At 55.8% G+C, this 22,776-nt stretch carries 25 protein-coding genes; 13 read left to right on the top strand and 12 right to left on the bottom strand.

Features of this window, described 5'->3' with window-relative positions; genetic code table 11:
* Window positions 1-5 precede the first annotated feature (5 nt).
* The 3 genes from AU511_RS02520 to AU511_RS02530 all read left to right on the top strand — a co-directional run bounded on the left by AU511_RS02520 (window position 6) and on the right by AU511_RS02530 (window position 2,964).
* Window positions 6-1,082: a sn-glycerol-3-phosphate import ATP-binding protein UgpC gene (locus tag AU511_RS02520; RefSeq protein ID WP_094108667.1), complete on the top strand. Its 1,077-nt coding sequence runs from the start codon at window positions 6-8 to the stop codon at window positions 1,080-1,082.
* Entirely contained in the window at window positions 1,079-1,828 is a 750-nt protein-coding gene (ugpQ, locus tag AU511_RS02525; protein ID WP_094108668.1) for a glycerophosphodiester phosphodiesterase, read from the top strand. Before AU511_RS02520 ends, ugpQ begins: the two co-directional genes overlap by 4 nt.
* A 179-nt stretch (window positions 1,829-2,007) precedes the next feature.
* Window positions 2,008-2,964 carry an AEC family transporter gene (locus tag AU511_RS02530; protein ID WP_094108669.1) on the top strand — a complete coding sequence of 319 codons (957 nt, stop codon included), beginning with the start codon at window positions 2,008-2,010 and terminating at the stop codon, window positions 2,962-2,964.
* Window positions 2,965-2,974: 10 nt separating this feature from the next.
* On the opposite strand, the gene AU511_RS02535 is transcribed toward AU511_RS02530, so the two are convergent.
* Complete coding sequence (locus AU511_RS02535) at window positions 2,975-3,253, bottom strand: hypothetical protein (RefSeq protein ID WP_094100359.1); 279 nt, start codon at window positions 3,251-3,253, stop codon at window positions 2,975-2,977.
* 131 nt (window positions 3,254-3,384) lie between these two features.
* Between AU511_RS02535 and AU511_RS02540 the strand changes: the two genes are divergently transcribed.
* Window positions 3,385-3,849: a tRNA (cytidine(34)-2'-O)-methyltransferase gene (locus AU511_RS02540; protein ID WP_094100360.1), complete on the top strand. Its 465-nt coding sequence runs from the start codon at window positions 3,385-3,387 to the stop codon at window positions 3,847-3,849.
* Here the strand turns inward: AU511_RS02540 and AU511_RS02545 are convergent.
* From AU511_RS02545 to cpxR, 4 genes are all read right to left on the bottom strand, one after another.
* Window positions 3,846-4,610, bottom strand: a complete 765-nt coding sequence (locus AU511_RS02545) for a DUF3142 domain-containing protein (RefSeq protein ID WP_094108670.1) — start codon at window positions 4,608-4,610, stop codon at window positions 3,846-3,848. The two genes, AU511_RS02540 and AU511_RS02545, sit on opposite strands and share 4 nt — an antisense overlap.
* Complete coding sequence (locus tag AU511_RS02550; RefSeq protein ID WP_094108671.1) at window positions 4,580-6,769, bottom strand: PA5441 family protein; 2,190 nt, start codon at window positions 6,767-6,769, stop codon at window positions 4,580-4,582. Before AU511_RS02550 ends, AU511_RS02545 begins: the two co-directional genes overlap by 31 nt.
* Window positions 6,770-6,969: 200 nt before the next feature.
* On the bottom strand, window positions 6,970-8,340 hold the full coding sequence (gene cpxA, locus AU511_RS02555; protein WP_094108672.1) for an envelope stress sensor histidine kinase CpxA: 1,371 nt from the start codon (window positions 8,338-8,340) through the stop codon (window positions 6,970-6,972).
* Window positions 8,337-9,035, bottom strand: a complete 699-nt coding sequence (gene cpxR / locus AU511_RS02560) for an envelope stress response regulator transcription factor CpxR (RefSeq protein WP_094102267.1) — start codon at window positions 9,033-9,035, stop codon at window positions 8,337-8,339. The genes cpxA and cpxR overlap by 4 nt, the downstream gene beginning before the upstream one ends.
* Before the next feature lie 152 nt (window positions 9,036-9,187).
* Here cpxR and cpxP point away from each other — a divergent pair, with 152 nt between their 5' ends.
* On the top strand, window positions 9,188-9,685 hold the full coding sequence (cpxP, locus tag AU511_RS02565) for a cell-envelope stress modulator CpxP (RefSeq protein ID WP_094108673.1): 498 nt from the start codon (window positions 9,188-9,190) through the stop codon (window positions 9,683-9,685).
* Between the two features lie 493 nt (window positions 9,686-10,178).
* Window positions 10,179-10,481, top strand: a complete 303-nt coding sequence (locus AU511_RS02570) for a TM2 domain-containing protein (protein WP_094108674.1) — start codon at window positions 10,179-10,181, stop codon at window positions 10,479-10,481.
* A 482-nt stretch (window positions 10,482-10,963) separates the two neighbouring features.
* Here AU511_RS02570 and AU511_RS17620 read toward each other — a convergent pair whose 3' ends face one another.
* Together AU511_RS17620 and AU511_RS17625 are read right to left on the bottom strand one after the other, a co-directional pair.
* The gene (locus AU511_RS17620; RefSeq protein WP_240503747.1) at window positions 10,964-11,491 is read right to left on the bottom strand and encodes a hypothetical protein; all 528 of its coding nucleotides are present in this window, start codon (window positions 11,489-11,491) and stop codon (window positions 10,964-10,966) included.
* Complete coding sequence (locus AU511_RS17625) at window positions 11,401-11,868, bottom strand: hypothetical protein (RefSeq protein ID WP_240503748.1); 468 nt, start codon at window positions 11,866-11,868, stop codon at window positions 11,401-11,403. The genes AU511_RS17620 and AU511_RS17625 overlap by 91 nt, the downstream gene beginning before the upstream one ends.
* A 417-nt stretch (window positions 11,869-12,285) precedes the next feature.
* Here AU511_RS17625 and AU511_RS02585 point away from each other — a divergent pair, with 417 nt between their 5' ends.
* Window positions 12,286-13,101 carry a CPBP family intramembrane glutamic endopeptidase gene (locus tag AU511_RS02585; RefSeq protein WP_094108675.1) on the top strand — a complete coding sequence of 272 codons (816 nt, stop codon included), beginning with the start codon at window positions 12,286-12,288 and terminating at the stop codon, window positions 13,099-13,101.
* Between the two features lie 14 nt (window positions 13,102-13,115).
* Here the strand turns inward: AU511_RS02585 and AU511_RS02590 are convergent, their stop codons facing one another.
* Window positions 13,116-13,565 carry an NUDIX hydrolase gene (locus AU511_RS02590; RefSeq protein ID WP_094108676.1) on the bottom strand — a complete coding sequence of 150 codons (450 nt, stop codon included), beginning with the start codon at window positions 13,563-13,565 and terminating at the stop codon, window positions 13,116-13,118.
* Window positions 13,566-13,769: 204 nt separating this feature from the next.
* Here AU511_RS02590 and AU511_RS02595 point away from each other — a divergent pair, with 204 nt between their 5' ends.
* From AU511_RS02595 to aguA, 5 genes are all read left to right on the top strand, one after another.
* Entirely contained in the window at window positions 13,770-14,237 is a 468-nt protein-coding gene (locus AU511_RS02595) for a 2TM domain-containing protein (protein WP_094108677.1), read from the top strand.
* A gap of 99 nt (window positions 14,238-14,336) precedes the next feature.
* Window positions 14,337-15,239: a CDF family cation-efflux transporter FieF gene (gene fieF, locus AU511_RS02600; protein WP_094108678.1), complete on the top strand. Its 903-nt coding sequence runs from the start codon at window positions 14,337-14,339 to the stop codon at window positions 15,237-15,239.
* Between the two features lie 225 nt (window positions 15,240-15,464).
* Window positions 15,465-16,427 carry a 6-phosphofructokinase gene (gene pfkA, locus AU511_RS02605; protein WP_074729076.1) on the top strand — a complete coding sequence of 321 codons (963 nt, stop codon included), beginning with the start codon at window positions 15,465-15,467 and terminating at the stop codon, window positions 16,425-16,427.
* Window positions 16,428-16,609: 182 nt separating this feature from the next.
* Window positions 16,610-17,494 (top strand): N-carbamoylputrescine amidase, encoded by an 885-nt coding sequence (aguB, locus tag AU511_RS02610; RefSeq protein WP_094101594.1) that lies wholly within the window; start codon window positions 16,610-16,612, stop codon window positions 17,492-17,494.
* Between the two features lie 3 nt (window positions 17,495-17,497).
* Complete coding sequence (gene aguA / locus AU511_RS02615) at window positions 17,498-18,601, top strand: agmatine deiminase (protein ID WP_094108679.1); 1,104 nt, start codon at window positions 17,498-17,500, stop codon at window positions 18,599-18,601.
* A gap of 68 nt (window positions 18,602-18,669) precedes the next feature.
* Here the strand turns inward: aguA and tpiA are convergent, their stop codons facing one another.
* Both tpiA and AU511_RS02625 read right to left on the bottom strand, forming a co-directional pair.
* Window positions 18,670-19,437: a triose-phosphate isomerase gene (gene tpiA, locus AU511_RS02620; RefSeq protein WP_094101596.1), complete on the bottom strand. Its 768-nt coding sequence runs from the start codon at window positions 19,435-19,437 to the stop codon at window positions 18,670-18,672.
* Between the two features lie 126 nt (window positions 19,438-19,563).
* Complete coding sequence (locus tag AU511_RS02625; protein WP_094108680.1) at window positions 19,564-20,154, bottom strand: DUF1454 family protein; 591 nt, start codon at window positions 20,152-20,154, stop codon at window positions 19,564-19,566.
* Between the two features lie 164 nt (window positions 20,155-20,318).
* Between AU511_RS02625 and AU511_RS02630 the strand changes: the two genes are divergently transcribed.
* Window positions 20,319-20,741, top strand: a complete 423-nt coding sequence (locus AU511_RS02630) for a DUF805 domain-containing protein (protein WP_094101598.1) — start codon at window positions 20,319-20,321, stop codon at window positions 20,739-20,741.
* 3 nt (window positions 20,742-20,744) lie between these two features.
* Here AU511_RS02630 and fpr read toward each other — a convergent pair whose 3' ends face one another.
* On the bottom strand, window positions 20,745-21,491 hold the full coding sequence (gene fpr, locus AU511_RS02635; protein WP_094108681.1) for a ferredoxin--NADP(+) reductase: 747 nt from the start codon (window positions 21,489-21,491) through the stop codon (window positions 20,745-20,747).
* Between the two features lie 165 nt (window positions 21,492-21,656).
* Window positions 21,657-22,667: a class II fructose-bisphosphatase gene (gene glpX / locus AU511_RS02640; protein ID WP_094101600.1), complete on the bottom strand. Its 1,011-nt coding sequence runs from the start codon at window positions 22,665-22,667 to the stop codon at window positions 21,657-21,659.
* Window positions 22,668-22,776 lie beyond the last annotated feature (109 nt).

Here is a 22,776-nt window from a genome sequence, read left to right on the forward strand (position 1 = left end):
CCGTTATGACATCTTTAAAACTACAGGCCGTCACTAAGTCTTACGACGGCAAAACGCAGATCATCAAGCCCATCAATCTGGACGTCGCTGATGGGGAATTCGTGGTGCTGGTCGGTCCGTCGGGCTGTGGTAAGTCGACCTTACTGCGCATGGTTGCGGGTCTGGAGCAAACCACCAGCGGCGATATCTATATCGGCGACGAGCGGGTGACGGAGCGGGAGCCCAAAGATCGCGGTATTGCGATGGTATTCCAGAACTACGCGCTCTATCCGCACATGAGTGTCTACCAAAATATGGCCTACGGGCTGAAGATTCGGGGGTTCGGCAAAGAGCAGATCCGCAAACGGGTCGAGGAAGCCGCGCGTATTCTTGAGCTGCTGCCGTTACTGGAGCGTAAGCCGCGTGAGCTGTCCGGCGGCCAGCGCCAGCGGGTAGCGATGGGGCGCGCCATCGTGCGCGAGCCGGCGGTATTTTTGTTCGACGAGCCGTTATCGAATCTGGATGCCCGGCTGCGTGTCCAAATGCGGCTGGAGCTGCGGCAGCTGCACCAAAGGCTGAGAACGACCAGCCTGTATGTTACGCACGATCAGGTGGAGGCGATGACGCTCGCGCAGCGGGTGATTGTCATGAACAATGGCGTGGCTGAACAGATTGGCGCGCCCGCCGAGATCTATCGCCGCCCGGCCACGCTGTTTGTCGCGAGTTTTATCGGGGCGCCCGCCATGAATCTGCTCTCGGGCCGAATCGGCGATGACGGCGACCGGCTTATCTTGTCCCCAACGCTGTCTTTAATGCTTCCGGCGTCGAAACCGACGTGGCAGGGGCGGGAAGTGACGCTAGGCGTCAGGCCGGAACATATTCTTCTGGCGGAAGGCCCGGACAATGCGGTGCCGATGACGGTCGACACGGTGGAATTATTGGGTGCGGATAATCTGGCGTATGGACAGTGGGCAGGGCAGAATGTCGTCGTGCGCCTGTCGCACGAATACTGTCCGGCCGTGGGCGCTACCCTCTGGCTGCATGTGCCGGCCTCGTCGTGGCATATATTTGATTCGCAGAGCGGATTACGGATGGAACGATGACACACTCTTGGCCTTATCCTGCTTATGTCGCCCATCGCGGCGGCGGTTCACTGGCGCCGGAAAATACGTTGGCGGCGATCGACGCCGGCGCGCGTTACGGCCACCGAATGATTGAGATTGACGCCAAACTTTCGTGCGACGGGCAGGTTTTCCTGCTGCACGATGACACGCTGGATCGCACCACTAACGGTTGGGGGATTGCCGGCGAGCAGACCTGGGAGCAGCTGTCCCGTCTGGACGCGGGCAGTTGGTTTGGCCGGACATTCCGCGGCGAACATCTGCCGTCGTTGGCGGACGTGGCGCAGCGCAGCGTCCGTTACGATATGCTGGTGAATCTCGAAATCAAGCCGACCACCGGCGAAGAAGCGGAAACCGGCCGGGTCGTCGCGTTGGCGGCACGGGAACTGTGGCAACATCGGGTCGTTCCGCCGTTGCTGTCTTCCTTCTCGGTTGAGGCATTGGCCGCGGCTCAACAGGCTGCGCCTGAACTACCTCGCGGGCTGCTGCTGGACGCGTGGCGCGAGGACTGGCTGACGTTGACGCAACGGCTGGCGTGCGTGTCGATTCACCTTCATCATGCGCTGCTCGACGAAGCGCGTGTGGCGCAGTTAAAGCAGGCCGGACTGAGGATTCTGGTCTATACCGTCAACCAGCCGGAACGGGCGCAAGACTTATTGCGGTGGGGTGTTGACGCTATCTGCACCGACCGGATAGATTTGATTGGGGCAGCGGAGATCGCCGACTAAACCTGCCCGACGGAGCCTGCATCCGCCATGGCATGTCGGTTAAATTTCGGCGTTTTCCACCCCATCCGCACGTGATATTGGTTTCCGGCAGCCTCGTTTTTACCAGGAAGGTAAGGCGTGGATCTGCCGTCATCAGGCAGCGAGTGGGGTGATGACGCGAACATTAAGGAAGAAGGACGATGTCCGCGTTTATCGTTTCACTCTGGCACCAAATTTATTTGTCGTTACCGCTGTTCGTTCTGATTGCCTTGGGTTACGGCCTCATCCGCATCGGCCATTGGCCGACGGTCGTCCCTGATGCGTTAACCCGCTTCGTTTTCGCCATCGCGCTACCCGCGATGCTATTCCGTATGATGTGTGATTTCGCCGACCGGCCTGCGGTGGATGCTCGCCTGCTGATCGCTTTTTTCGGCAGTTGCCTGGTGGTTTTTGTGCTGGGCCGCGTGGTGGCACGACGGGTGTTCAAGCTGGACGGCGTCTCCGGCTCTGTCTTTGCGCTGAGCGGCATTTTCTCTAACAACGTCATGCTGGGCTTGCCCATCGCCACGATGATGCTGGGACCTGCGGCCATCCCCTCCGTGGCGCTGGTGCTGATCTTCAATGGCCTGATCCTGTGGACGCTGGTCACCGTGTCCGTCGAGTGGGCTCGCAATGGCTCGCTATCCCTTCAGGGATTCACCGCCACCGCGCGGGGCGTGCTCAAAAATCCGCTGATCATCGGGATTCTCTCCGGCACGCTGTTCGGCTTTACCGGCCTGCCGTTGCCGGAGATTGCTGAGCGTTCGGTGAATATGTTGGGCCAGAGCGCCGTTCCGCTGTCGCTGGTGGCGTTGGGGATGGGGTTGGCGGAGTATCAAATCCGCGACGGCTGGCGAATCAGCGCGGCCATCTGCGTCATCAAGCTGTTGGTGCAGCCATTGGTGGTTTGGGTACTGGCGGTGGCGTTGGGCTTACCGGAAATGGAGACGCGGGCCGTCGTTCTGCTGGGCTCGATGGCGGTGGGGGTGAATATCTATCTGATGTCGCGCCAGTTCAACGCACTGGGCGGACCGGTGGCCGCCAGCCTGTTGCTCTCCACATTGCTGGCGGCGGTGACCACGCCGCTCATCCTGACGCTGATGGGCGTGCGGATCTAACCCTGCTTAGCTAAGGCGTGGTGGACGGCATCACGCGCTGTTGCGTTTGTTGCTGTTGTTGCCTGAGTTGCTGCTGCCGGGCGGCGCTGTTTTGCTGGATGCTTTGATTCAAGCGCTGCTGTTGCAACTTCTGGTCTTGCTGCATCTGTTGCTGTAGCCGCTTCTGGCTACTGATGCCGTTTTCAAACTGCTGTTGCTGGGTTGAGGGCAAGGGGGCTGCATTTGCCGCCAGGGTCATCGGCAAGAGTAAAACGCCGAGCATGACTGTCCGAATCACGTTGTGGTGCATACGTCCTCCGCGGGAAAGCCGCTTGTCGCCTAAGTTTAGTCGTTAATCGTTTCGCCGTCGCCCGCAGGCTGGGGTGGTGTGCTGGGATACGATATACTGCCGCCACCTTTTTGACGACAGACGTTATCTGAATGTTCCATATTGCGCTTTACGAACCGCAGATTGCGCCCAATACCGGCAATATCATCCGGCTTGCGGCGAATAACGGGTGCTCCCTGCATCTCATTGAGCCGCTGGGCTTTGACTTCGAAGAGAAGAAATTGCGTCGGGCCGGACTGGATTATCACGATTTGGCCGTGGTCCAGCGTCATGCGAATTACGAAGCCTTTCTGGCGTCGGTGCCCGGCTGTCGCATTTTTGCCTGTACGACCAAAGGCAGTCAGCCCTACGATTGCCCCACCTATCAGCCTGGAGACGTGTTGCTATTCGGTTCGGAAACGGCTGGGTTGCCGGACTCTGTGCGTAACGGCATCGCGCCGGAGTATCGCATCCGCATCCCGATGGAGCCGGACTGCCGTAGTCTGAACCTCTCCAACTCGGTGGCGATTATCAGCTACGAAGCCTGGCGCCAGAATGGCTTCGGCGGTCGAAGCTAACGCGTCAACGCCGTACGCTTGACGGGCGGAGGATTAAGCAGGAAGACGATGGCCCCGCGATAATATGGCGAGGCAGACAGTCGATGCTGCCAGTGCTCGTCCCAGCGACCGTGCTGCACCAGCCCAAGCCGGAACGGAATCCGTAAGGTTAACAGTGCCGGAAGGTATTCTGCGTAATGGCTTACCGTGCGGCGGCCCTGATAGGTCTGTACCACCAGTTCGTCCACCACCTTTTTCAGCCGATTAATCTGCGCAACTTCGCCGGTTTTGGCCCAGTCGAGCAGCCCGGTCACGCTAAGACGGTAGTCCGAGGGCAGGTGCTGCCGCAGTTGCTGTAAAAAAGCGACGTAACCGGAGAGATGATGGCTGGCGGCGTCGAAATCAATTTGAATGCCTTCGACCCGATTGCCGAGCGCGCGCCAGCGTTGGGCGATACTCAGCATCCGCGCCAGCTGTGGTTCGCCGAAGTCCAGTGTGGAAACCCGAAACGACAGCCATAAATGTTTTACGGTCAGCTTGGTGGCCGGCAGCCCCTGACGCAGGAAGACCACCTCGCCCCGTCGCCGAGCAATTTCCCCCTGATGAAGATACAGCGTGTCGGCCTGATGAAGCACCGGCTGAGGCTGTACGGCCGCCCACAGCCAAAAGGCGTTATAGTGAGCGGCGTTGACGGTCGTCGCGCCCGCATTAACGTTGGCGAAGAGCAGGCTGGCGAAGAAAAAGCCACGCGCTACCAGTAGTATTTGAGCTGCTCGGCCCATTGGCTGCCCTTAAACTCTGTTTTGAGCTGTCTGAACCAGGCTTTGCGAGTGGCTTTGCTGATGTCTTGAGAGCCGCAGCTGTTGTAGCCGCTGGGTGAGTAACAGTAGATCGCACGGTAGAGCGCGTAGCTTTTGTCTTCCGGCGGCGCCTGCGGGTTGGCGATAACCTCAATATAGCCGTCCAGCCGATTAAACTCCTGGCCCTGATATTGGGTTTTGGCGTCGGTCAGACCGTTCAGCATGTTGTTTTCCCCCCAGTCGAAACCCACGGTATTGCCGGTACGCAGGAAGAACTCGCCCAGGCAGTTAACGGCGCGCGCGTCCTGCGGGTTTTGGTTCAGACGTACCACCGTTTCCTGCAGGCTCGGGCACTGATAGCCTTCCTCGGTATCGCGGCCGTCCCAGGAGAATGCCGTCAAATCTTCCTCGTCCCAACTCATGTTTTCGGAGCTTTTCAGAGGAGGAATGTCGGCGAGTTTTTCGCTGTCCTTCAGATACCCGGCGTAGTCCCGGTGCGTGATCTCCTTGGTAAGCAGCGTATCCAGCGCGATAGCGCGCTCGGCGGGCGTCTGCTGCGGACCGGTCTGTTGGCGCAGCAGATCGGCGTCGGCGCTGACCTTGAGAATGGCGGAACGAAAGCGCAAATTTTTGATGGGGCTGTTCGCAGCAAACACCTGCTCCGGATGACCGCTGTCGACCAGCGTCTGGGCCAGCGCCAGTTGGAGGAACTGCTGTTGGGTGTAAAGGGTGTGCATCGTCAGCAGATGACGCCAATGCGCTTCGGCATCCTGCCATCGCTGCAACTGCTCCAGCGCCAGTCCGAGCAGCACCTGACTGCTATAGGCGACCGTATCCGTCAGGTCTTGGCCGGTGGCGGCAGGAAGAATGCGAAGCACCGTTTCGTAATCCCGCTGGGAATAGAACTGGAAAGCACCTTGCAGATAGCGCAATTCAGCGTGCATGCCCGCGCGTTCGAACCCGGGTCGCTGCTGTTCAATTTCGGTTTGCGTCAACGCCGGTAAGTTCATCCAGCCGTCCGAACTTCTCAACCGTTTGAGGTCTTGCACCAGATTCAGCAACGGCACGCTGTCGGACGAGACGAAATCGCTGTTCTCCAGCAATTTGTCGTCGATTTCGTTGCTGATACCGAGTAGGGCGGGGACGTTATTGACCGATTCGAGCGCCTGACGATAGAGGTTGGCCAGCGCGATGTGGTCTCCGTTCATCCAGTAGGCGCGGCGATAGAGCCCGCGGGCTGAATCGGCATAGGATCCCTGCGGATAATGCTTCAAATAGTCGCCGATACGTTCGACGGCGCGCTGTCCGGCCGCTTTGTCCGTTTTGCGGATATCGAACATGCCGTATTCATCCAGCGCATGCTGGGTTGCCTGGTTGATCGCGACGCGAATCAGCATATAGCGGACGGTTTCAGCGACCCAGGGCTGTCCGGCGGTCAGCAACGACTGAAAGTCGCTGTCGGCCTGCTCCAGCTCGCCGTTGTAGAAGGCTTGCGCGCTATTGAGGTAGTGGCGGAAATCGGCCGCATGGCCGCTGGCGAGTGTTGATTCTTTATCCAGTGCGGCGCGGGTGGCGGTGTAATCCCCGGAGACCAATGCGATGCGACCCTGCGCCAGTAGGATCCTTTGCGCCTCCGTCAGGTCGGCGTCACTGCTGAGAACGTCGAAAAAATCGCCCAACGTGCTGAGGCCGTTGGAGATCCCACGCCCTTCCATATCCTGTGGCGACAGGGTTTTGAGTTTTTCGATGATGGGCGCAGGCAGATGCAGTCGTTCCGCCTTGGGAAGCAATTCGGCATTTTCCACCTGTATGACTTGAGCATCCGCGATGTCAGAAGAGGGCGAGGGTGTTTCGTCAGGGGATTCCGTGGCGACCAGACCCATCACGCGATAGGCCGTAAAGGGGTCGGTCCGCGACTGTCCCTGGTCGGGTTCTGGCTGCGGAATGGGGAGCGCAATCTTGTTGCGGCTGCTCTGCAACAGCATCAGATTGGTGCGGGTATCGTTATCCGGTAGCAGGTAAGGGAGTGCAGGCATACCGCAGTCGGCGTCGGTGAAACCGCATACGCCGTCGCCGGAGGCGTGAGCAGGAGAAATCAGTAATGTCGTAACCAAACCAGCCAGTAGGGCTAATCCTTTCATGTCCTTTTCCTGTGGGTGAGGTGTCAGGCGATTTCAGGAACGCTGCCCGGATGACGGCTGGCGCCGAAGGCGGCGTTGCAGGCCGCTGATTAGGCGACCTTATGATATTTACACTCTACCCGACGGCGGAAAAAACTCAATGCAAAGGGGAAGTCCGGGGCGGAAGAGCAGAGCGCTCTTCCGCTTTCTGCGAGGTGCGGTCAGCGGTGGTAAAGCGGTAACCAGATCGTCAATTGCAGGCCGCCGAGAGGGCTGGCGTCCGCCTTGACCCAGCCGTGATGCTGCGAGATGGCCGTTTCGACGATCGCTAGTCCGAGGCCGGTTCCGCCGGATTCGCGATCGCGTGCTTCATCGGTACGGTAGAAGGGACGGAAGATCTGTTCCCGGTCTTCCGGGCTGACGCCGGGGCCATCGTCGCCGACGAGAATAGTGACGCCCTGACCGTCCACGGAAAAGGAGACCTCGATATGTGTCCTAGAGTAGCGTAGCGCGTTGCGGACCACGTTCTCCAGTGCGCTGTCGAGCGCTGACGGATTGCCGAACAGCGGCCATGGGCCGGGAGGCGACAGCACGTTCAGCGTTTTGCCCATTTGCTCCGCTTCAAAGCTGGCGTCGTCCAGCACATCGTTCCACAGTTCGTCCGCTTTTAGCGGCTCACGATGTAGTTCGTTTTTGTGTTGATTACGCGATAGCACCAGCAAATCGCCGATCATGCTGTCCAGACGCTGAGTTTCGGTTTCAATGCGGGTCAGTTCGTTGCTCTCGCCCTGCCTACGGCGGAGCAGCGCGCTGGATAACTGCAGTCGGGTCAGCGGCGTGCGCAGTTCGTGAGAGATATCCGACAGCAAACGCTGTTGCACGGTCACCATGCGCTCCAACGCGCTCACCATCTGGTTGAAACTGGCGCCGGTAGCACGAAACTCGTGTGGGCCGGACTCCAGTTCGGGATGCTGACGCAGGTTGCCTCGAGCGACTTCGTCAGCCGCGATTTTCAACTTGCGGGCCGGTTTCGCCAAGCTCCAGGCCAGCCACAGCAGCAGCGGGCTACTGATGAGCATGGTGACGATGAGCAACAGTAACGGGCGGTCGAACAGCAGATTGATGAAGTCGGACTGTGGGCTACTGGCGGGCCGGATCAGGTACAGCAGGTAGTTGTCTTCACTATCCCTGACGGAGAACGGGCCTAGCAGCTCGACGCGCCCGTATTTCTTCTTCTGAGGGAAGTCGGCGTTATCGGACTGGCCGATAAAGTTGCGGACTATCTGCATTTCCTGGCGCTGTGAGCCAATGACGCGTCCTTCGGTGGTCACCAGCAGCAGGCGTTGGCCGGGCGGCGCCCATTTTTCGATGGCGTGAAACAGCCGACGCCACCACAGCAGGTCGTTCGCCGGGTCGTTGGCCAGTTCCGCTTCAATGTGTTGTTCTAGCATTAGCCCCTGGCGCTGCTCGTTTTCGAGCAGCGGGGTCAGTTGGCGGGAGTCCAGCTTGGGCAGCATCAGTACCAGCATCAGCACCAGGACCAGCGTCAGCCAGAATATGGCGAAAATACGGGCAGTCAGGCTGTTGATCATGCCGTGGATACCATCAGATAGCCCCGTCCGCGCAGGGTTTTGAACCACGGTAGGCCGTCTTTGCGGTCAGGTAATTTACGCCGCAGATTGGAGATGTGCATGTCGATGGCGCGGTCAAAGGGCGTGAGCCGTTTACCGAGCACTTCCTGACTCAGGTGTTCGCGGGAGACGACTTGACCCAGGCGCTGAGCCAGCAGATACAGCAAGGTAAACTCGGTACCGGTCAAATCCAGCACGGTGTCGTCGAAGCTGGCTTCCTGACGGCCGGGATTCAGACGCAGCGCGTCCACTTCCAGCGTCGGCGCCGTCGTTTCGCCCACCTGTTGCTGATCCGTCCAGTTGGAGCGACGTAGAATCGCGCGGATTCGCGCTACCAGCTCCCGGTCGTTAAACGGTTTCGGCAGATAATCATCGGCGCCCAGTTCCAGACCCAGCACGCGGTCCAGCTCGCTGCCGCGCGCGGTCAGCATAATGACGGGCGTCTGATGGCGTTGACGCAGTTCCTTCAAGGTATCAAGGCCGTTTTTCTTCGGCATCATGACATCCAACAGCAGCAGATCTATTGAATCGTCCAGCGCGCTCATGGCTTGTTCGCCGTCATAGGCCACCACCACGTTGAACCCTTCCATCTCGAGCAGTTCCTTTAACAAGGAAGTCAGCTCTTTATCATCGTCAACCAATAGGATTTTATTCATGAGTTACCTACCTCCTCGGGCAAAATACGCCATAGATTGCCGCTATTCCATGACTTTACGTAGTTTTACACCGTCTGACGCATGTTTGCAGCGGGGTGTTTAGACTGAGCCCATCAATTCGCTGAGCGGTACAACTTACTGAGGAGTTATTGATGCGGCGCACCACCTTGTTGTCTCTCGCTTCACTGCTGTTGCTGGGATCCGGCATCGCTACGGCAGCCGACGCCGGGGGGCTCGGGATGGAGGAATTGACGCAGAATGACTCCGCCACGAAACGCATTCCTAGTCAGCAAAGGATGTTCGATGGTGTGAAGTTGACGGAACAGCAACGCCAACAGATGCGTGATCTGATGCAGGAAGTGCGGCACGACATGCCTCCTTATTCCGCGCAAGATGTTGAAACGATGTACCAGTTGGTTATAGCTGAAAAATTCGATGAGGCGGCAGTACGGGCGCAAATCAACAAAATGACGCGGGAGCAGATTGCACGTCAGGTGGAAATGGCCCGGGTGCGTAATCAGATGTACAGCCTGCTGACGCCGGAACAGAAAGAAGTGCTGCGTCACAAGCATGAGCAGCATATGGAAGTGATTCGCGAGCAGATATCGGTCGCGAATCAGCAGGAAAAGTATTTCAGCGTGCCTCGGTGAACCGGTTGGTGATGCGTAGGTAACGTAAAGTCGGAATTCCTGAGCAGTACCGTGAGTAGTCGCTAGATAGTCAAACGTTGTGTGTAGAAGATAAACCCTGTTTTCCTTGCCATAGACACCATCCCTGTCTATTTGCCCTCCTTGATGGAGGGCTTTTTTTTATGCTTAACCCATAAAATAACCTTAAAACAGTGGACTAGGGTGGACACTGGTCACAGAGCGTTTTCGCGATATCCACTCATGGCAGAGTGAGCGCCTCTCGCATGATTTCTCTTCTGAGATTCAAGATGTGTTACCAATCATATCAGTTCGGCTCTGTGGCGAGTTAAGCCGATGGTGATGGTATTTCGAAAGGCATTCTGCCTGTGGAGAAAGTCCATAAAATGTGGACCTAGGGATTGATGCTAACGCTAATGAAAATTTTAGGTAAAGGTTTGCCTTTGGCCTGCCGATAAGTTGTTCGGAATTAAAACAAGTTAATTATGGAGTGATTATGTCTGGGATGGTTTTTTGCCGTGGTTGCGGTAAGGAAATTCACGTATCTGCTAATGCCTGTCCGCACTGTGGTGCAACACAGTCTTCGCAGCCTCAGGGAACTAAAAGCCGCATGGCGGCAGCGCTGTTCGCGTTCTTCCTTGGCGGTTTTGGCGCTCACAAGTTTTATTTAGGGAAAATCGGTCAGGGATTGCTTTATCTGATCTTCTGCTGGACATTCATCCCCTCATTAATTGCTTTTGTTGAGTTCGTTCTGTATCTCTGCGAGTCAGATGAAGAATTTGCCAGAAAGTATGGATGACCCATCCATGTAGTAATATGAAAACCCGCGCTTTGACGCGGGTTTTTTTGTGCAGTGATCAAGATGAAATTATAACTAATAACAGAGTATGGCTAATCAACGGGGAGTTGTTCAATCAGTGTCTTCAGAATAATTGCTGAGGCCAATGATAGCTGAAAATTACTCAGCGCATTAAAGTATAGCCTATTGATTAATAAGATGTAGTTTTGAAGTCAGCGCAACTATCTAATCTTTTTAAATATAATCAAAATCAGGATCATGCACACAGGGAAGCCTATTATTGCAGCCCAATATACTACGTTTGTAGCCTCCAGCACCGCATCTAGGCTAGCTCTATGGTATTCAATAGATATAGTTTTATCAGCAAACAGCATACTTTCCTTCTCATGAATATGTCCAAAAGAAAGAGAAGCAATAGCTATCAGTAAATAATAAAAAAAGAGACAATAACTATACTGAACCACCGAATTGCCGTCTTGCTCTTACTTGTTAACATCGTGCATTCCATCAAGTAACCCACCGATAGTACCCCCAGAATAAGGCGAAACCTTACCAATACCAGAGGCAACCTCTGAAGCTCCCCTATTCACAACCATATTAACGGTTATTTCGCTCGTTGGAGTGTAGTTAGCGATGTTCGGGTATTGTTTTTTAAACTCACTTGTCACATCAACAACGAGCATGGAGAACTCTGTACCTTTCTGTTCTAAATATCTTTGCAGTGATAATGGCACGGCAAAATCTTCTTCATAATCAATCCGAATTTGATAACTAAGGGTGTAACTGTCCTCAAAAACTTGTGACCCCGCAATTTTCACCCCTTTTGTTGTATGAGTTGTACAGTTAACTCCCGTAACATCATATTGATCGATTGTGTGGCCGTTTCTTCTAGTGCTGTCCCCCATAAACTGAGACTCTTTTACTTTGCTTCCCGAGCGCCACAGATTTTCAAAGTACATTTTTGCAATTTTCGGATCGGCATCTGTAATGAGAAATGCTTTCGCCTCCATTTTGTACGGTTCTTCTCTGTAATATCCCCTCGCATCTTCAAACTGTAAAAATTTAAGATGCCATCACCCATAACCCCGGCAATCCCAGATCTTCTACCAAAGCGACCATAGGTAAAGACAGTTGCATTATTCCCCTCATGAATGGAAATAAATGCGTGACCGCTCCCCTTAATTTCTGTCCAGATAAAGACACCGTTCTCTAATGGGTTATTTTCTTTTTTGCACTGTTGTATCTGATCGACCCATTTTCCTTTTGCGGGGGTGAGGTAAATGGGGTCATCTTTGAAGTACGTTACGGGTTCTGGCTTAATATTTTCCCGGGGATTCTGCCATAGGCCTAACCCGCGGCCATATTGCATAAATTTATTGTGCTCCACTAAATCCGCTCCATGTGGTTTTTGCGTCAATAAATATGTTATTAATTAATGGTTTACCATAACGCTTGTTACGCACAACGCTTCAGCCGCCCCCCAAAATTTTTCCATGCACTGGAATCGCTTTGTCGCATAGTTATGCATCCGAATTCCCGGCAAATGTTTTACTACACGAACATTCGCTGTGGCGCTGCGGGGTTTTTTTCCCTCTTTCCTCCCTCCCTTTTCTAAACAGTGCCTTAATCACAGACCATGTTTACGGCGTTTCGCGCGAAATTACGGCTATGGTTCATGACGTTTTGTCTGGCGCTATACCGTGCATGGTTTAGCGCAGTTTTGTCTGAGCGCTGAAGCTATTCCGACGGACAGAGCGGTCGGCGGCAAGGACGCATCGTTAAAAAGCATCAACGGAGAGTTAAGATGGAGTATTTGTTGGGCTTGGCGCTTGTCGCGTTGGCAGTACATCACACCGTCGCTGGGGTGTTGCTGGCATTCACGTTAATTTGTGCCTGGCTGCAGGGCGTTATTACACTGCCTGCCGTGGGAACGCTCTGCGTGGCGATGTTGATAGGATATTGGCTGCATCATTATCGGGACAGAAAGTGGATTGCGGTCGGCGGCGAAGGGCTGTTAGTTCTGCTCTGTGTACTGCTGTTTTTGCATCTGGTGCCCGGTTTTCACAACCCCAAAGTGCTTGAGCGTGTTGTGGCGGGTCAGCACAGTGCCCCTTTTTCGCTCTATTACAATCTTGATAAGGCTATTGCGCCGTTCCTGTTGTGGATAGCGATCCCAGATCTGTTTTACAAGGCGACGCCTGTCTCAAGGCCGCGTTGGCAGTGGGGGCTACTGATGCTGACGGTGCCGGCCCTGCTGCTGCTGGCCGTCACCCTCGGTGGTTTACGATTCGAGTTGCACTGGCCTGTATGGCTGGGCCAGTTTGTATTGGCGAATCTCTTATTCGTTTCTCTGGCGGAAGAAGCACTGTTTCGCGGCTATTTGCAAAGACGCCTGACGCAGTTTGCAGGTCCTGTCCCAGCCTTGATCGTGACCGCAACATTATTCGGTCTGGCGCACTTTCAGGCAGGGCCGCTGATGATGATTTTTGCCGGGCTGGCCGGACTTATTTACGGCGCTGCCTGGTGGTGGAGTGGTCGGCTGTGGGTATCGACGGCATTTCATTTCGCGTTGAACCTCATCCATCTGCTGTGCTTTACCTATCCCTTTTTGGCGCGCTGACGCCCTTGGGCGTCTTAATCCGTGAGATGTTTCTGTAGCAGTGAGAGCAAGTTATCGGGGGAGAACGTATCTTCTGTCAGGGCCAGTTCAGCAAAAGACCACCAAGCGTACTGGCTTATAACGCGTTTTTCGTTGTCGCTCCCGCAGCTGGCGTCGATCGCTGCGTGGTCGACGTGAACAATAAAGAAGTGATCTTCGGCGATGACCTCTTCGCCGTTATCCAACCTCATAGAGAATGTCTGCGTGGCGATACAGGGGGAGAGTGATGCCGTCGCGAACCCGGTTTCTTCCCAAAGTCCTCGTCGCGCCGCTTCTTCAACGCTTTCTCCGCTTTCAACGGCACCGCCGGGCGTGGCCCAATAGATTTGCCCCGCCAGAGTATCCCCGTGATGGGAGAACTGAAACAGCAGAACGCGTTGCGCCGGGTCGATGACCAAAAGTCGGGAAGCAGGACGGTGTCTCAAGGGAGGAAGCCTTAGTTACAGCGTAGAGTGATAGCACGATTGTCTGCTGAAGTCGGCGATCTGTCTACGGCGCTCATCGCGGGCGACACTGGTCGGCGACAGGGTGTCTGTGCGCTGTCACGTTACTGTCGGGTGGCTGTCGTGTTGCATAGAGCGTGCGGGGTATACGCTCATCGGCGTGTTTTACCATTATGGGAAAGAGAGATGAATCCGATAAAATCGTTAAGACTCAACCGGGCCTGGTCGCAGGAGCAGCTTGCTGAGCTATCTTCATTGAGCGTCAGGACAATACAGCGCATAGAAAATGGTGAACGCGCCAGTCTGGAAACCCTTGGTGCGATTGCCGCCGCCTTTGAGGTCAAGGTGTCCGCGTTGATGGAAAACGGCGCGACGCCGCAGGGGGCGGGTGAACCGCTGGAGCAGCGTATTCAAGACGCCCGGCGTCAGGTGCGGGAAGAAAGCCGCTTCTGGCGTGGGGTGATGTTGTTCATCGTGGTTAATCTGGCGCTATTTGTCATCAATCGACTTGCCGCTCCCCAAAGCCACTGGTTTCTCTGGCCGCTGCTGATCTGGGGCGGGATCCTGATGCTGAGAGCGATAAAACTGTTCCTGCTGCGTGGGCGGCTGGCGCGATGGGAACAGACGCGACTGCAAAAAATATTGCGGCCTTAGTGCCGGTTTCCAAAGATACGTTGACTGCCAAAAGCGCCTGTTCGGATCCCATCAGCCCGATCCGCTATACTTAACGTCTTGTTTTCATGGGAGGTGAGTATGGATTCACGCTACGGGCGCCTGGTGACGACCGCCGCTATTTTGGCGACCTTAACGGCGCTGTCGCTTTTTGCTCTGAAGGTTTTTGCGTGGTGGTACACCGGGTCAGTCAGTTTGCTGGCATCTTTGGTTGATTCGCTGGTGGATATCGCCGCCTCGTTAATTAACCTGCTGGTGGTGCGCTATTCGCTGCAGCCGGCGGATTCCGAACATACTTTCGGTCACGGCAAGGCCGAGTCTCTCGCCGCGTTAGCTCAGAGCATGTTTATCTCGGGTTCGGCGTTGTTTCTGCTGCTAACCGGCTTCCAACATCTGATCTCTCCTCAAGAGCTTAAGGATCCAGCCGTCGGGGTATGGGTGACGATTGTGGCGCTGGTGGTGACCGGTTTGTTGGTCGCATTCCAGCGCTGGGTGGTCGCTCGTACTCACAGTCAGGCGGTGCGCGCCGATATGCTGCACTATCAATCCGACGTGATGATGAATGGAGCGATCCTGGTCGCGTTGGGACTGAGTTGGAAAGGCGTGACTTGGGCGGACGCCGTTTTCGCGCTGGGTATCGGCGCATATATTTTGTACAGCGCTTTGCGGATGGCGTACGATGCCATTCAAGCCCTCCTTGACAGAGCGCTGCCGGATGAAGAACGGCAGGAAATTACCGATATCGTTGCCGCGTGGCCGGGGATCAGCGGCGCGCATCAACTAAGAACGCGGCGGGCGGGGCCGACACGGTTTATCCAGCTGCATTTGGAAATGGAAGATACCCTGCCGTTGGTGAAATCTCATCAGATTGCGGACGATTTGGAGAAAGCATTGCTGCAACGCTTTCCCGATGCCGATATCATTATCCACCAGGACCCAATATCGGCTGTTCCGGACGCCCAGCGCGGATGGTGGAACATTTGATTCAACCGAGAATGATCACGTAGGCGTTATAATTTTGTAAATATGTGATACTGCACAAGGAAATTATTGGTCTTTAAGCCTGACTTGAATCAATTCAGCCGAGGGTATTTGTTATAAAATGCGTACAAGAAGGTGAGAGGTTTGCGTTGTCGGTGTTGATTGCCGCAAACTTCGCGCACGATATCAAAAATCTGCGAATTAACATCTACAAATCCAGAGGTTGTCATGATTAAGAAAATCGGAGTACTCACAAGCGGTGGCGATGCGCCAGGCATGAACGCCGCTATCCGCGGAGTGGTGCGCGCTGCATTAACGGAAGGACTGGAAGTTTATGGAATTTATGATGGCTATCTGGGTTTGTATGAAGATCGCATGACGCAGCTTGACCGCTATAGCGTGTCAGATGTCATCAACCGCGGCGGTACGTTCCTGGGCTCAGCCCGTTTCCCTGAATTCCGTGAAGAATCCGTGCGCCAGGTCTGCGTAGAAAACATGAAAAAACGCGGTCTGGATGCGCTGGTCGTTATCGGCGGCGACGGCTCCTACATGGGTGCCAAGCGTCTGACCGAAATGGGTTTCCCCTGCATCGGCTTGCCGGGCACGATCGATAACGATGTGGCCGGTACGGACTACACCATCGGTTACTTCACCGCGCTGGACACGGTCGTTGAAGCGATTGACCGTCTGCGCGACACGTCTTCCTCTCATCAGCGTATTTCCATTGTTGAAGTCATGGGCCGTCACTGCGGCGACCTGACCCTGGCGGCGGCTATCGCTGGCGGCTGCGAGTTTATCGTGGTGCCGGAAGTCGACTTCAAAAAAGAAGACCTGGTCGCTGAAATCAAAGGCGGGATTGCCAAAGGGAAAAAACACGCTATCGTTGCCATCACCGAACTGATGTGCGATGTGGGCGAGCTGGCCAGCTACATCCAGCAGGAAACCGGGCGTGAAACGCGTGCGACCGTTCTGGGCCATATCCAGCGCGGCGGTTCTCCGGTCGCTTACGACCGCATTCTGGCTTCCCGCATGGGCGCCTACTCTATCGAACTGCTGCTGCAGGGATACGGCGGCCGTTGCGTTGGGATCCAGAATGAAAAAATGGTTCACCATGATATTATCGACGCTATCGAGAACATGAAACGTCCATTCAAGGGCGACTGGCTGGAAACGGCGAAAAAACTGTTCTGATTGGTAGTCGGCCCGTTGTGCAGGGTGTATGAAATCCCGTCCCTCAGGGGGCGGGATTTCTTTTGGCTGTCATCCGCAGGCACAGGGTGATAGGTTGACCTAAACTTTTATTGGCGCTGATTGAATTCGCCTTTTCCGGCGGTTCAGCAAGAGCATAATCGCAGAAATTATCGAGGTTTCGCATGACAAAAGTGACTGTTGCCGCCACGCAGATGGCCTGCACCTGGGACCTGCCCAGAAATATCGACAATGCGGAAAAACTGGTGCGGCAGGCGCACGCACAGGGCGCGCAAATCATTCTGATCCAGGAACTGTTCGCCGCGCCTTATTTCTGCATCGACCAGAATCCTGAACATTACGCGTTGGCGCAGAGCCTCGACAACAGCCCGCTAATCAAACATTTCTCCGCGCTGGCCGCCGAGCTCGAAGTGGTGTTGCCGCTGAGTTTCTTCGAGCGTGCCAATAACGCCTACTACAATTCGTTGGTCATGATCGATGCGGACGGCAGCGTGCTGGACGTTTATCGTAAAACGCACATCCCCAACGGCCCGGCCTATCAGGAAAAGCAGTTCTTCATTCCCGGCGATACCGGCTTCAAAGTGTGGCAGACCCGATACGCCAAGGTTGGCGTGGGCATCTGCTGGGATCAGTGGTTCCCGGAAACCGCCCGTAGTCTGGCGCTGATGGGCGCAGAGATCATCTTCTACCCGACGGCCATCGGCTCTGAGCCTGCTTTCCCAGACTGGGACAGCCAGCCTCACTGGACGCGTGTACAACAGGGTCATGCCGCCGCCAACCTGGTACCGGTGGTCGCCTCCAACCGTATCGGAACGGAAGCCAGCAAGTATATCGACGGGCTGGAAATGACGTTCTACGGCTCTTCCTTCATCGCCGATCCGACCGGCGCGCTGGTGCAGCAGGCCAGCCGTACCGACGAAGCGGTGCTGGTGCACAGTTTCGACCTGCAGGAGATCGCACAGATGCGTGCAACCTGGGGCCTGTTCCGCGACCGCCGCCCGGAGATGTATGGCGTGATCGGCACTTCCGACGGCAAAACCTGGAGATAAATCATGTCACAGCTGACCACCCCGTTTCAGGACGGTTTCGCTATGCCCGCTGAATGGGCTCCGCAGGAAGCGGTCTGGATGCTGTGGCCGTATCGCCGCGACAACTGGCGCTCGGTAGAGGACATTATCCCTGCGCAGCAGACTTTCTCCACCGTTGCGGCGACGATTGCTCAGACCACGCCGGTCTTCATGGGCGTCCCGGCGGCGGAGATGGCGCGTGCGCGGAGTATCATGCCCGCCAGCGTCACGCTGGTTGAGATTGAGAGCGACGATGCCTGGATGCGCGACACCGGGCCGACGATGGTGCTTAATCCCGCGGGAGAACGCCGCGGCGTCGACTGGCAGTTCAACGCCTGGGGCGGAGAGCTGGGCGGTTTGTATACGGACTGGCGCCAAGATGAACAGGTCGCGCAGCAGGTGCTGGCCCACCACCACGACGCTCGCTATGTCGCGCCACTGGTGCTGGAAGGCGGTTCTATCCATACCGACGGCGAAGGTACGCTACTGACCACGGTGGAGTGTCTGCTCAATCCCAACCGCAATCCGCATTTGGACAAGGCGCAGATCGAGCAATTGCTGACGGATTATTTGGGTGTATCGGCCTTTATCTGGCTGGAGTCCGGCGTTTACAACGATGAGACGGACGGGCATATCGACAACATGTGCTGCTTCGTGCGTCCCGGCGAGGTTGCGCTGCATTGGACCGAAGATGAAAACGATCCCCAATATGCTCGCTCCATGGCGGCGTATCAGGTGCTCTCTAAGGCGCGTGATGCACACGGTCGACATCTGAAAATCTGGAAATTGCCTGCGCCGGGTCCGCTTTTCATGACCCAGGCTGAAGCGGAGGGGGTCGACGTCGACGGGGAAGCGATTGAGCGTATCGCCGGTTCTCGTCTGGCGGGGTCTTACGTCAACTTTCTCATCAGCAATCGTCAGGTGATTTATCCGTTGCTGGATAAACGTACGGACCGTCAGGCGCACGCATTATTGCAGCAAATGTTCCCTGATCACCTGATCAGCGGCGTGCCCGCGCGTGAAATCTTGCTGGGCGGAGGAAATATCCACTGCATCACTCAGCAGATCCCGTCCGCGCGCGCGGAATAATGTCACCCATAAAAAAACGGCTCCAAGAAGGAGCCGTTTTCATACCGATAACAAAAGACCGTTGGGCGTTACGCGCCTTTGGCTTCTGCTGCGGCTTTTACGATCACGGCAAAAGCGTCTGCTTTCAGTGAAGCGCCGCCAACCAGCGCGCCATCGATATCCGGCTGAGTGAAGAGTTCAGCTGCGTTGGACGCGTTAACGGAACCGCCGTACTGGATGATGACCTGTTCTGCTACCGCGGCATCCTGTTTAGCGATGTGGCTACGGATGAATTTGTGGATAGCCTGCGCCTGCGCCGGAGTGGCGGATTTGCCAGTACCGATAGCCCAGATAGGTTCGTAGGCGATAACGGCATTTTCAAAAGCTTTGGCGCCCAGCGTGTTCAGAACGGCATCCAACTGACGAGCACAAACGCTTTCAGTCTGACCCGCTTCGTTTTCTGCTTCAGTTTCGCCGATGCACAGAACCGGAGTCAGACCGGCTTCTTTCAGTACGCCGAATTTTTTAGCAACGAATTCATCGCTTTCTTTGTGATAGGTGCGGCGTTCTGAGTGACCGATGATGATGTATTTAGCGCCGATGTCTTTCAGCATGTCGGCAGAGGTTTCGCCGGTGAATGCGCCGGAAAGGTTTACATCAACGTTCTGCGCGCCCAGGGCAATACGGCTGCCAGACAGTTCGTGTTTAGCCTGACCCAGGTAAACAGCTGGCGGAGCGATTGCTACGTCACAGCCCGCGACTGCGGACAGTTCGTTACGCAGGCCGGCAATCAGTTCGTGAACCATGTGGGTGCTACCGTTCAACTTCCAGTTGCCCATGACTAAGGGGTGTCGCATCTTTTTTCCTCCAGACGGATAGCAAGTTAATCAATACGTCACTGCCGCTCGGCAGTGTAACCTGACGACAGTATAAAGATGAAAAGACCTCGTGGCTCTGTTTTTCGTGCCTAATAACGGCTTTGATCAATATTCTGCCAGCGTGAGCTTAATCGGTTCAACCGCGAACGTTAGCCCTTTTTCGCCCCCATCTGCCACCACATATCGCAGCGCTCCCTCCTCCTGTTGGAAGAAGGGATGACCCTTACCTTGCGCCAGTAGCGTGTCGACTTTTCTCAGGCTTTGTTCACGCGTCAACGAGGGAACAAATACCCGCAGCAGCGCGGCCATGTACTCCTGCGCCTGTTTGCGTCGGCCCGCTTCGTCAGGATCTTTCAAGCCCGGTAGTAAGGTAATTTGCAGCGTTTTGATCTTGCCCGTGCCTTTCTCAAGTGCGGTAGAGGAGTACAGCATATCGCTGATCTTGCTGGCGGCGCGGGTCAGCATGGGGGCGTCCTCATTGGTATCTACGACCCGGTATTCCCCCATTGGCAGCGTCGGATTGCTGAGGTTATAACGAGTGCGAAACTGGACGATAGTCATGTCGAACGTCGGCGAGCCGGCCAGCAGATAGGGCGCAGCAGGACCTTTGTGCTGAAACAGCGCGTCTGCCCTGACGGCGCTGGCCTGATGTATTCCGGCGGTGAGCAAGCAAAGGATAAGTAGAGATTTTTTCATAGCGTGTTCGTTAATGTCGTCGCAGTAGCCGTTATGCCGTAAAGCGGCCTTGTGATTAAAGCGGTATTAGTTAGGGATTGTCAAAATTCGCGTAAAAAATACGAGAGAAATCGTTCATTAAGGTAAACTCGTCGCCAGAAAACAGCTATCAGAATAGGCTTGAGATGACAGTGCAACAGTGGTGTTTTTCTTTTCGTGGCCGTCTTGGGCGGCGGGAATTTTGGCTGTGGATGGTGACCTGGGTGGTGCTGACAATTGCGCTCTTCGCATTGGCGGGGCAGAACTGGTTGCCGACTCAGACTGCCGCCTTCGCGCTAGTGGCGTTGATGTGGCCCACCTCTGCGGTACTGATAAAACGACTGCATGACCGCAACAAGAGCGGGTGGTGGGCATTGTTGCTCGTGTTGGCGTGGCTATTGGGCAGCGGCAACTGGTATATGCTGTCGTCGCTCGGACAATGGGGGCTGGGGAGGTTCATTCCTGCGTTGATTGGCATCATGATGCTGTTGGACTGCGGTTCTTTCGCGGGAACGCCGGGCGCTAACCGATTTGGCTCAGAGCCGGAGCCGTTGCGGCTCCGCTCCTGATCTTTACCAGTAGTTTTCCGCCGTAATGTTACCGGGGCGACGGCGCAGATGTTTGGTCATCTGTCGTTCGTCTTTCAGCAGTTGCTGCGTATCCCGCACCATCTGCGGATTGCCGCACACCATCACATGGCTGGTCGCGGCATCCATCGGCAGGCCGACCGCGGCTTCCAGCGCGCCGCTGGCGATCAACGCCGGAACGCGTCCGGTGAGTGAACCGGCTGACTCTTCACGACTCACGACCGTTTGAATATGCAGCTTGCCGTTGTAGCGCTGTTGCAGCTGTTGCATGAGCGGCAAATAGCTCAGATCGCGGGCGAAGCGCGCGGCATGCACCAACACGATGTTCTGGAAGCGTTCTAGGTCGCGGCCTTCCTCCAAAATGGAGAGATAAGGACCGATAGCCGTGCCGGTCGCCAGCATCCATAGTGTGTCGCAGGGCGGCACTTCTTCCAGTACGAAGAAGCCGGCGGCTTCCTGTGTGATAAGCAGTTCGTCGTTGTCTTTAAGCTGATGCAGACGGGGGCTGAGCTTGCCTTCCGGCACATCCACTAAATAGAACTCCAGCGTATCGTTGCTGGGCGCATTCACGTAAGAGTAGGCGCGTTGCACTCGCTCCCCGTCGACATCCAGCGCCAGCTTGGCGTACTGCCCGGCGGTGAATGTATTGACCGGGGCGCGTACCCGGAGGCTGAACAGACTTTCCGTCCAATTTTCTACCTCAACCACCTTTCCCGTTAGCCATACTGCCATAGATCGAATACTCCTGTTTCAGCCTGCCGCGAGAGGCACGATATCCCGCTCTGAAAATAAATTAACATGGCTGTGCATAGGGTCTTCTCCGATACAGAGCCGATGTATGTCGGCTCCTAAGATACGCGATCTTTTAACAGCTGTGAAACAGTGTGAGTTTAGGTTTTATAACAGAAATTCATGTAGCGCCTGATCTTTGCGATCGAGGTAGTGGGTCGAACGGATCCGGCGAATGGTGCGAGATTTGCCTCGGATCAACAGCGTTTCCGTCGTTGCCATATTGCCGCTACGGGCGATGCCTTCCAGAAGGTCGCCCTTGGTGATACCGGTGGCGGAGAAGATGACGTTGTCGTTGCGGGCCATATCCCCCAGCGCCAGTACGTTGCCGGCCTCGATACCCATTTCGCGGCAGCGTGCCAATTCCTGCTCGCCGATACGGCGGTTTTCTTCGTTATCGCCTTTCACTTCGTGGCGTGCGAGCAGGCGACCCTGCATGTCGCCGTCCAGCGCGCGGATCACCGCCGCGGAGATCACGCCTTCCGGCGCCCCGCCGATGCCGTACAGCACATCGACTTCGCTGTCCGGCATACAGGTGAGGATAGACGCAGCTACATCTCCATCCGGGATGGCGAAGACCTTCACGCCCAGGCGCTGCATGTCGGCAATGATGGCGTCATGACGGGGCTTGGCCAGCGTGGTGACCGTCAATTCATGCAGCGGTTTGTTCAGTTTTTTCGCGACCGCGCGCAGATTTTCTTCCAGCGGACGATTCAGATCGATCGCGCCTTTGGCCTGAGGACCGACAATCAGTTTTTCCATGTACATGTCCGGCGCGTGCAGGAACGCCCCTTTCTCCGCGACGGCTAATACGGCGAGCGCGTTGGCCTGGCCCATCGCCGTCATGCGGGTGCCCTCGATCGGGTCGACGGCGATATCCACTGCATCCCCCTGACCGGTTCCTACCGCTTCGCCGATGTACAGCATGGGAGCTTCGTCGATTTCACCTTCGCCGATGACGATCTGACCGTCAATGTCGACCTGATTCAGCATAATGCGCATGGCTTGAACCGCCGCGTTGTCCGCCGCGTTTTTATCGCCGCGCCCCAGCCATTTGTAACCGGCCAGCGCCGCTGCCTCGGTGACGCGGGAAAACTCGATGGCTAATTCACGTTTCATGGATATCTGTCCGTTATTTCTGGCAAGAATAAGTGCGGCAATATTATCACAGGGGTAGGAACGGGCGATAAAGCGGCGGGGAGAAAATGGGCGCGGCAGATGCGCCCGA

The organism is Lonsdalea iberica (genome assembly GCF_002111585.1).
In the GTDB taxonomy this organism is placed as follows: Bacteria; Pseudomonadota; Gammaproteobacteria; order Enterobacterales; family Enterobacteriaceae; genus Lonsdalea; species Lonsdalea iberica.

Excerpts from the sequence above, each read along its gene's own strand:
- AU511_RS02520 (WP_094108667.1), top strand. The coding sequence starts at position 6 with ATGACATCTTTAAAACTACAGGCCGTCACTAAGTCTTACGACGGCAAA.
- ugpQ (WP_094108668.1), top strand. The coding sequence starts at position 1,079 with ATGACACACTCTTGGCCTTATCCTGCTTATGTCGCCCATCGCGGCGGC.
- AU511_RS02530 (WP_094108669.1), top strand. The coding sequence starts at position 2,008 with ATGTCCGCGTTTATCGTTTCACTCTGGCACCAAATTTATTTGTCGTTA.
- AU511_RS02535 (WP_094100359.1), bottom strand. The coding sequence starts at position 3,253 with ATGCACCACAACGTGATTCGGACAGTCATGCTCGGCGTTTTACTCTTG.
- AU511_RS02540 (WP_094100360.1), top strand. The coding sequence starts at position 3,385 with ATGTTCCATATTGCGCTTTACGAACCGCAGATTGCGCCCAATACCGGC.
- AU511_RS02545 (WP_094108670.1), bottom strand. The coding sequence starts at position 4,610 with ATGGGCCGAGCAGCTCAAATACTACTGGTAGCGCGTGGCTTTTTCTTC.
- AU511_RS02550 (WP_094108671.1), bottom strand. The coding sequence starts at position 6,769 with ATGAAAGGATTAGCCCTACTGGCTGGTTTGGTTACGACATTACTGATT.
- cpxA (WP_094108672.1), bottom strand. The coding sequence starts at position 8,340 with ATGATCAACAGCCTGACTGCCCGTATTTTCGCCATATTCTGGCTGACG.
- cpxR (WP_094102267.1), bottom strand. The coding sequence starts at position 9,035 with ATGAATAAAATCCTATTGGTTGACGATGATAAAGAGCTGACTTCCTTG.
- cpxP (WP_094108673.1), top strand. The coding sequence starts at position 9,188 with ATGCGGCGCACCACCTTGTTGTCTCTCGCTTCACTGCTGTTGCTGGGA.
- AU511_RS02570 (WP_094108674.1), top strand. The coding sequence starts at position 10,179 with ATGTCTGGGATGGTTTTTTGCCGTGGTTGCGGTAAGGAAATTCACGTA.
- AU511_RS17620 (WP_240503747.1), bottom strand. The coding sequence starts at position 11,491 with ATGGAGGCGAAAGCATTTCTCATTACAGATGCCGATCCGAAAATTGCA.
- AU511_RS02585 (WP_094108675.1), top strand. The coding sequence starts at position 12,286 with ATGGAGTATTTGTTGGGCTTGGCGCTTGTCGCGTTGGCAGTACATCAC.
- AU511_RS02595 (WP_094108677.1), top strand. The coding sequence starts at position 13,770 with ATGAATCCGATAAAATCGTTAAGACTCAACCGGGCCTGGTCGCAGGAG.
- fieF (WP_094108678.1), top strand. The coding sequence starts at position 14,337 with ATGGATTCACGCTACGGGCGCCTGGTGACGACCGCCGCTATTTTGGCG.
- pfkA (WP_074729076.1), top strand. The coding sequence starts at position 15,465 with ATGATTAAGAAAATCGGAGTACTCACAAGCGGTGGCGATGCGCCAGGC.
- aguB (WP_094101594.1), top strand. The coding sequence starts at position 16,610 with ATGACAAAAGTGACTGTTGCCGCCACGCAGATGGCCTGCACCTGGGAC.
- aguA (WP_094108679.1), top strand. The coding sequence starts at position 17,498 with ATGTCACAGCTGACCACCCCGTTTCAGGACGGTTTCGCTATGCCCGCT.
- tpiA (WP_094101596.1), bottom strand. The coding sequence starts at position 19,437 with ATGCGACACCCCTTAGTCATGGGCAACTGGAAGTTGAACGGTAGCACC.
- AU511_RS02625 (WP_094108680.1), bottom strand. The coding sequence starts at position 20,154 with ATGAAAAAATCTCTACTTATCCTTTGCTTGCTCACCGCCGGAATACAT.
- AU511_RS02630 (WP_094101598.1), top strand. The coding sequence starts at position 20,319 with ATGACAGTGCAACAGTGGTGTTTTTCTTTTCGTGGCCGTCTTGGGCGG.
- fpr (WP_094108681.1), bottom strand. The coding sequence starts at position 21,491 with ATGGCAGTATGGCTAACGGGAAAGGTGGTTGAGGTAGAAAATTGGACG.
- glpX (WP_094101600.1), bottom strand. The coding sequence starts at position 22,667 with ATGAAACGTGAATTAGCCATCGAGTTTTCCCGCGTCACCGAGGCAGCG.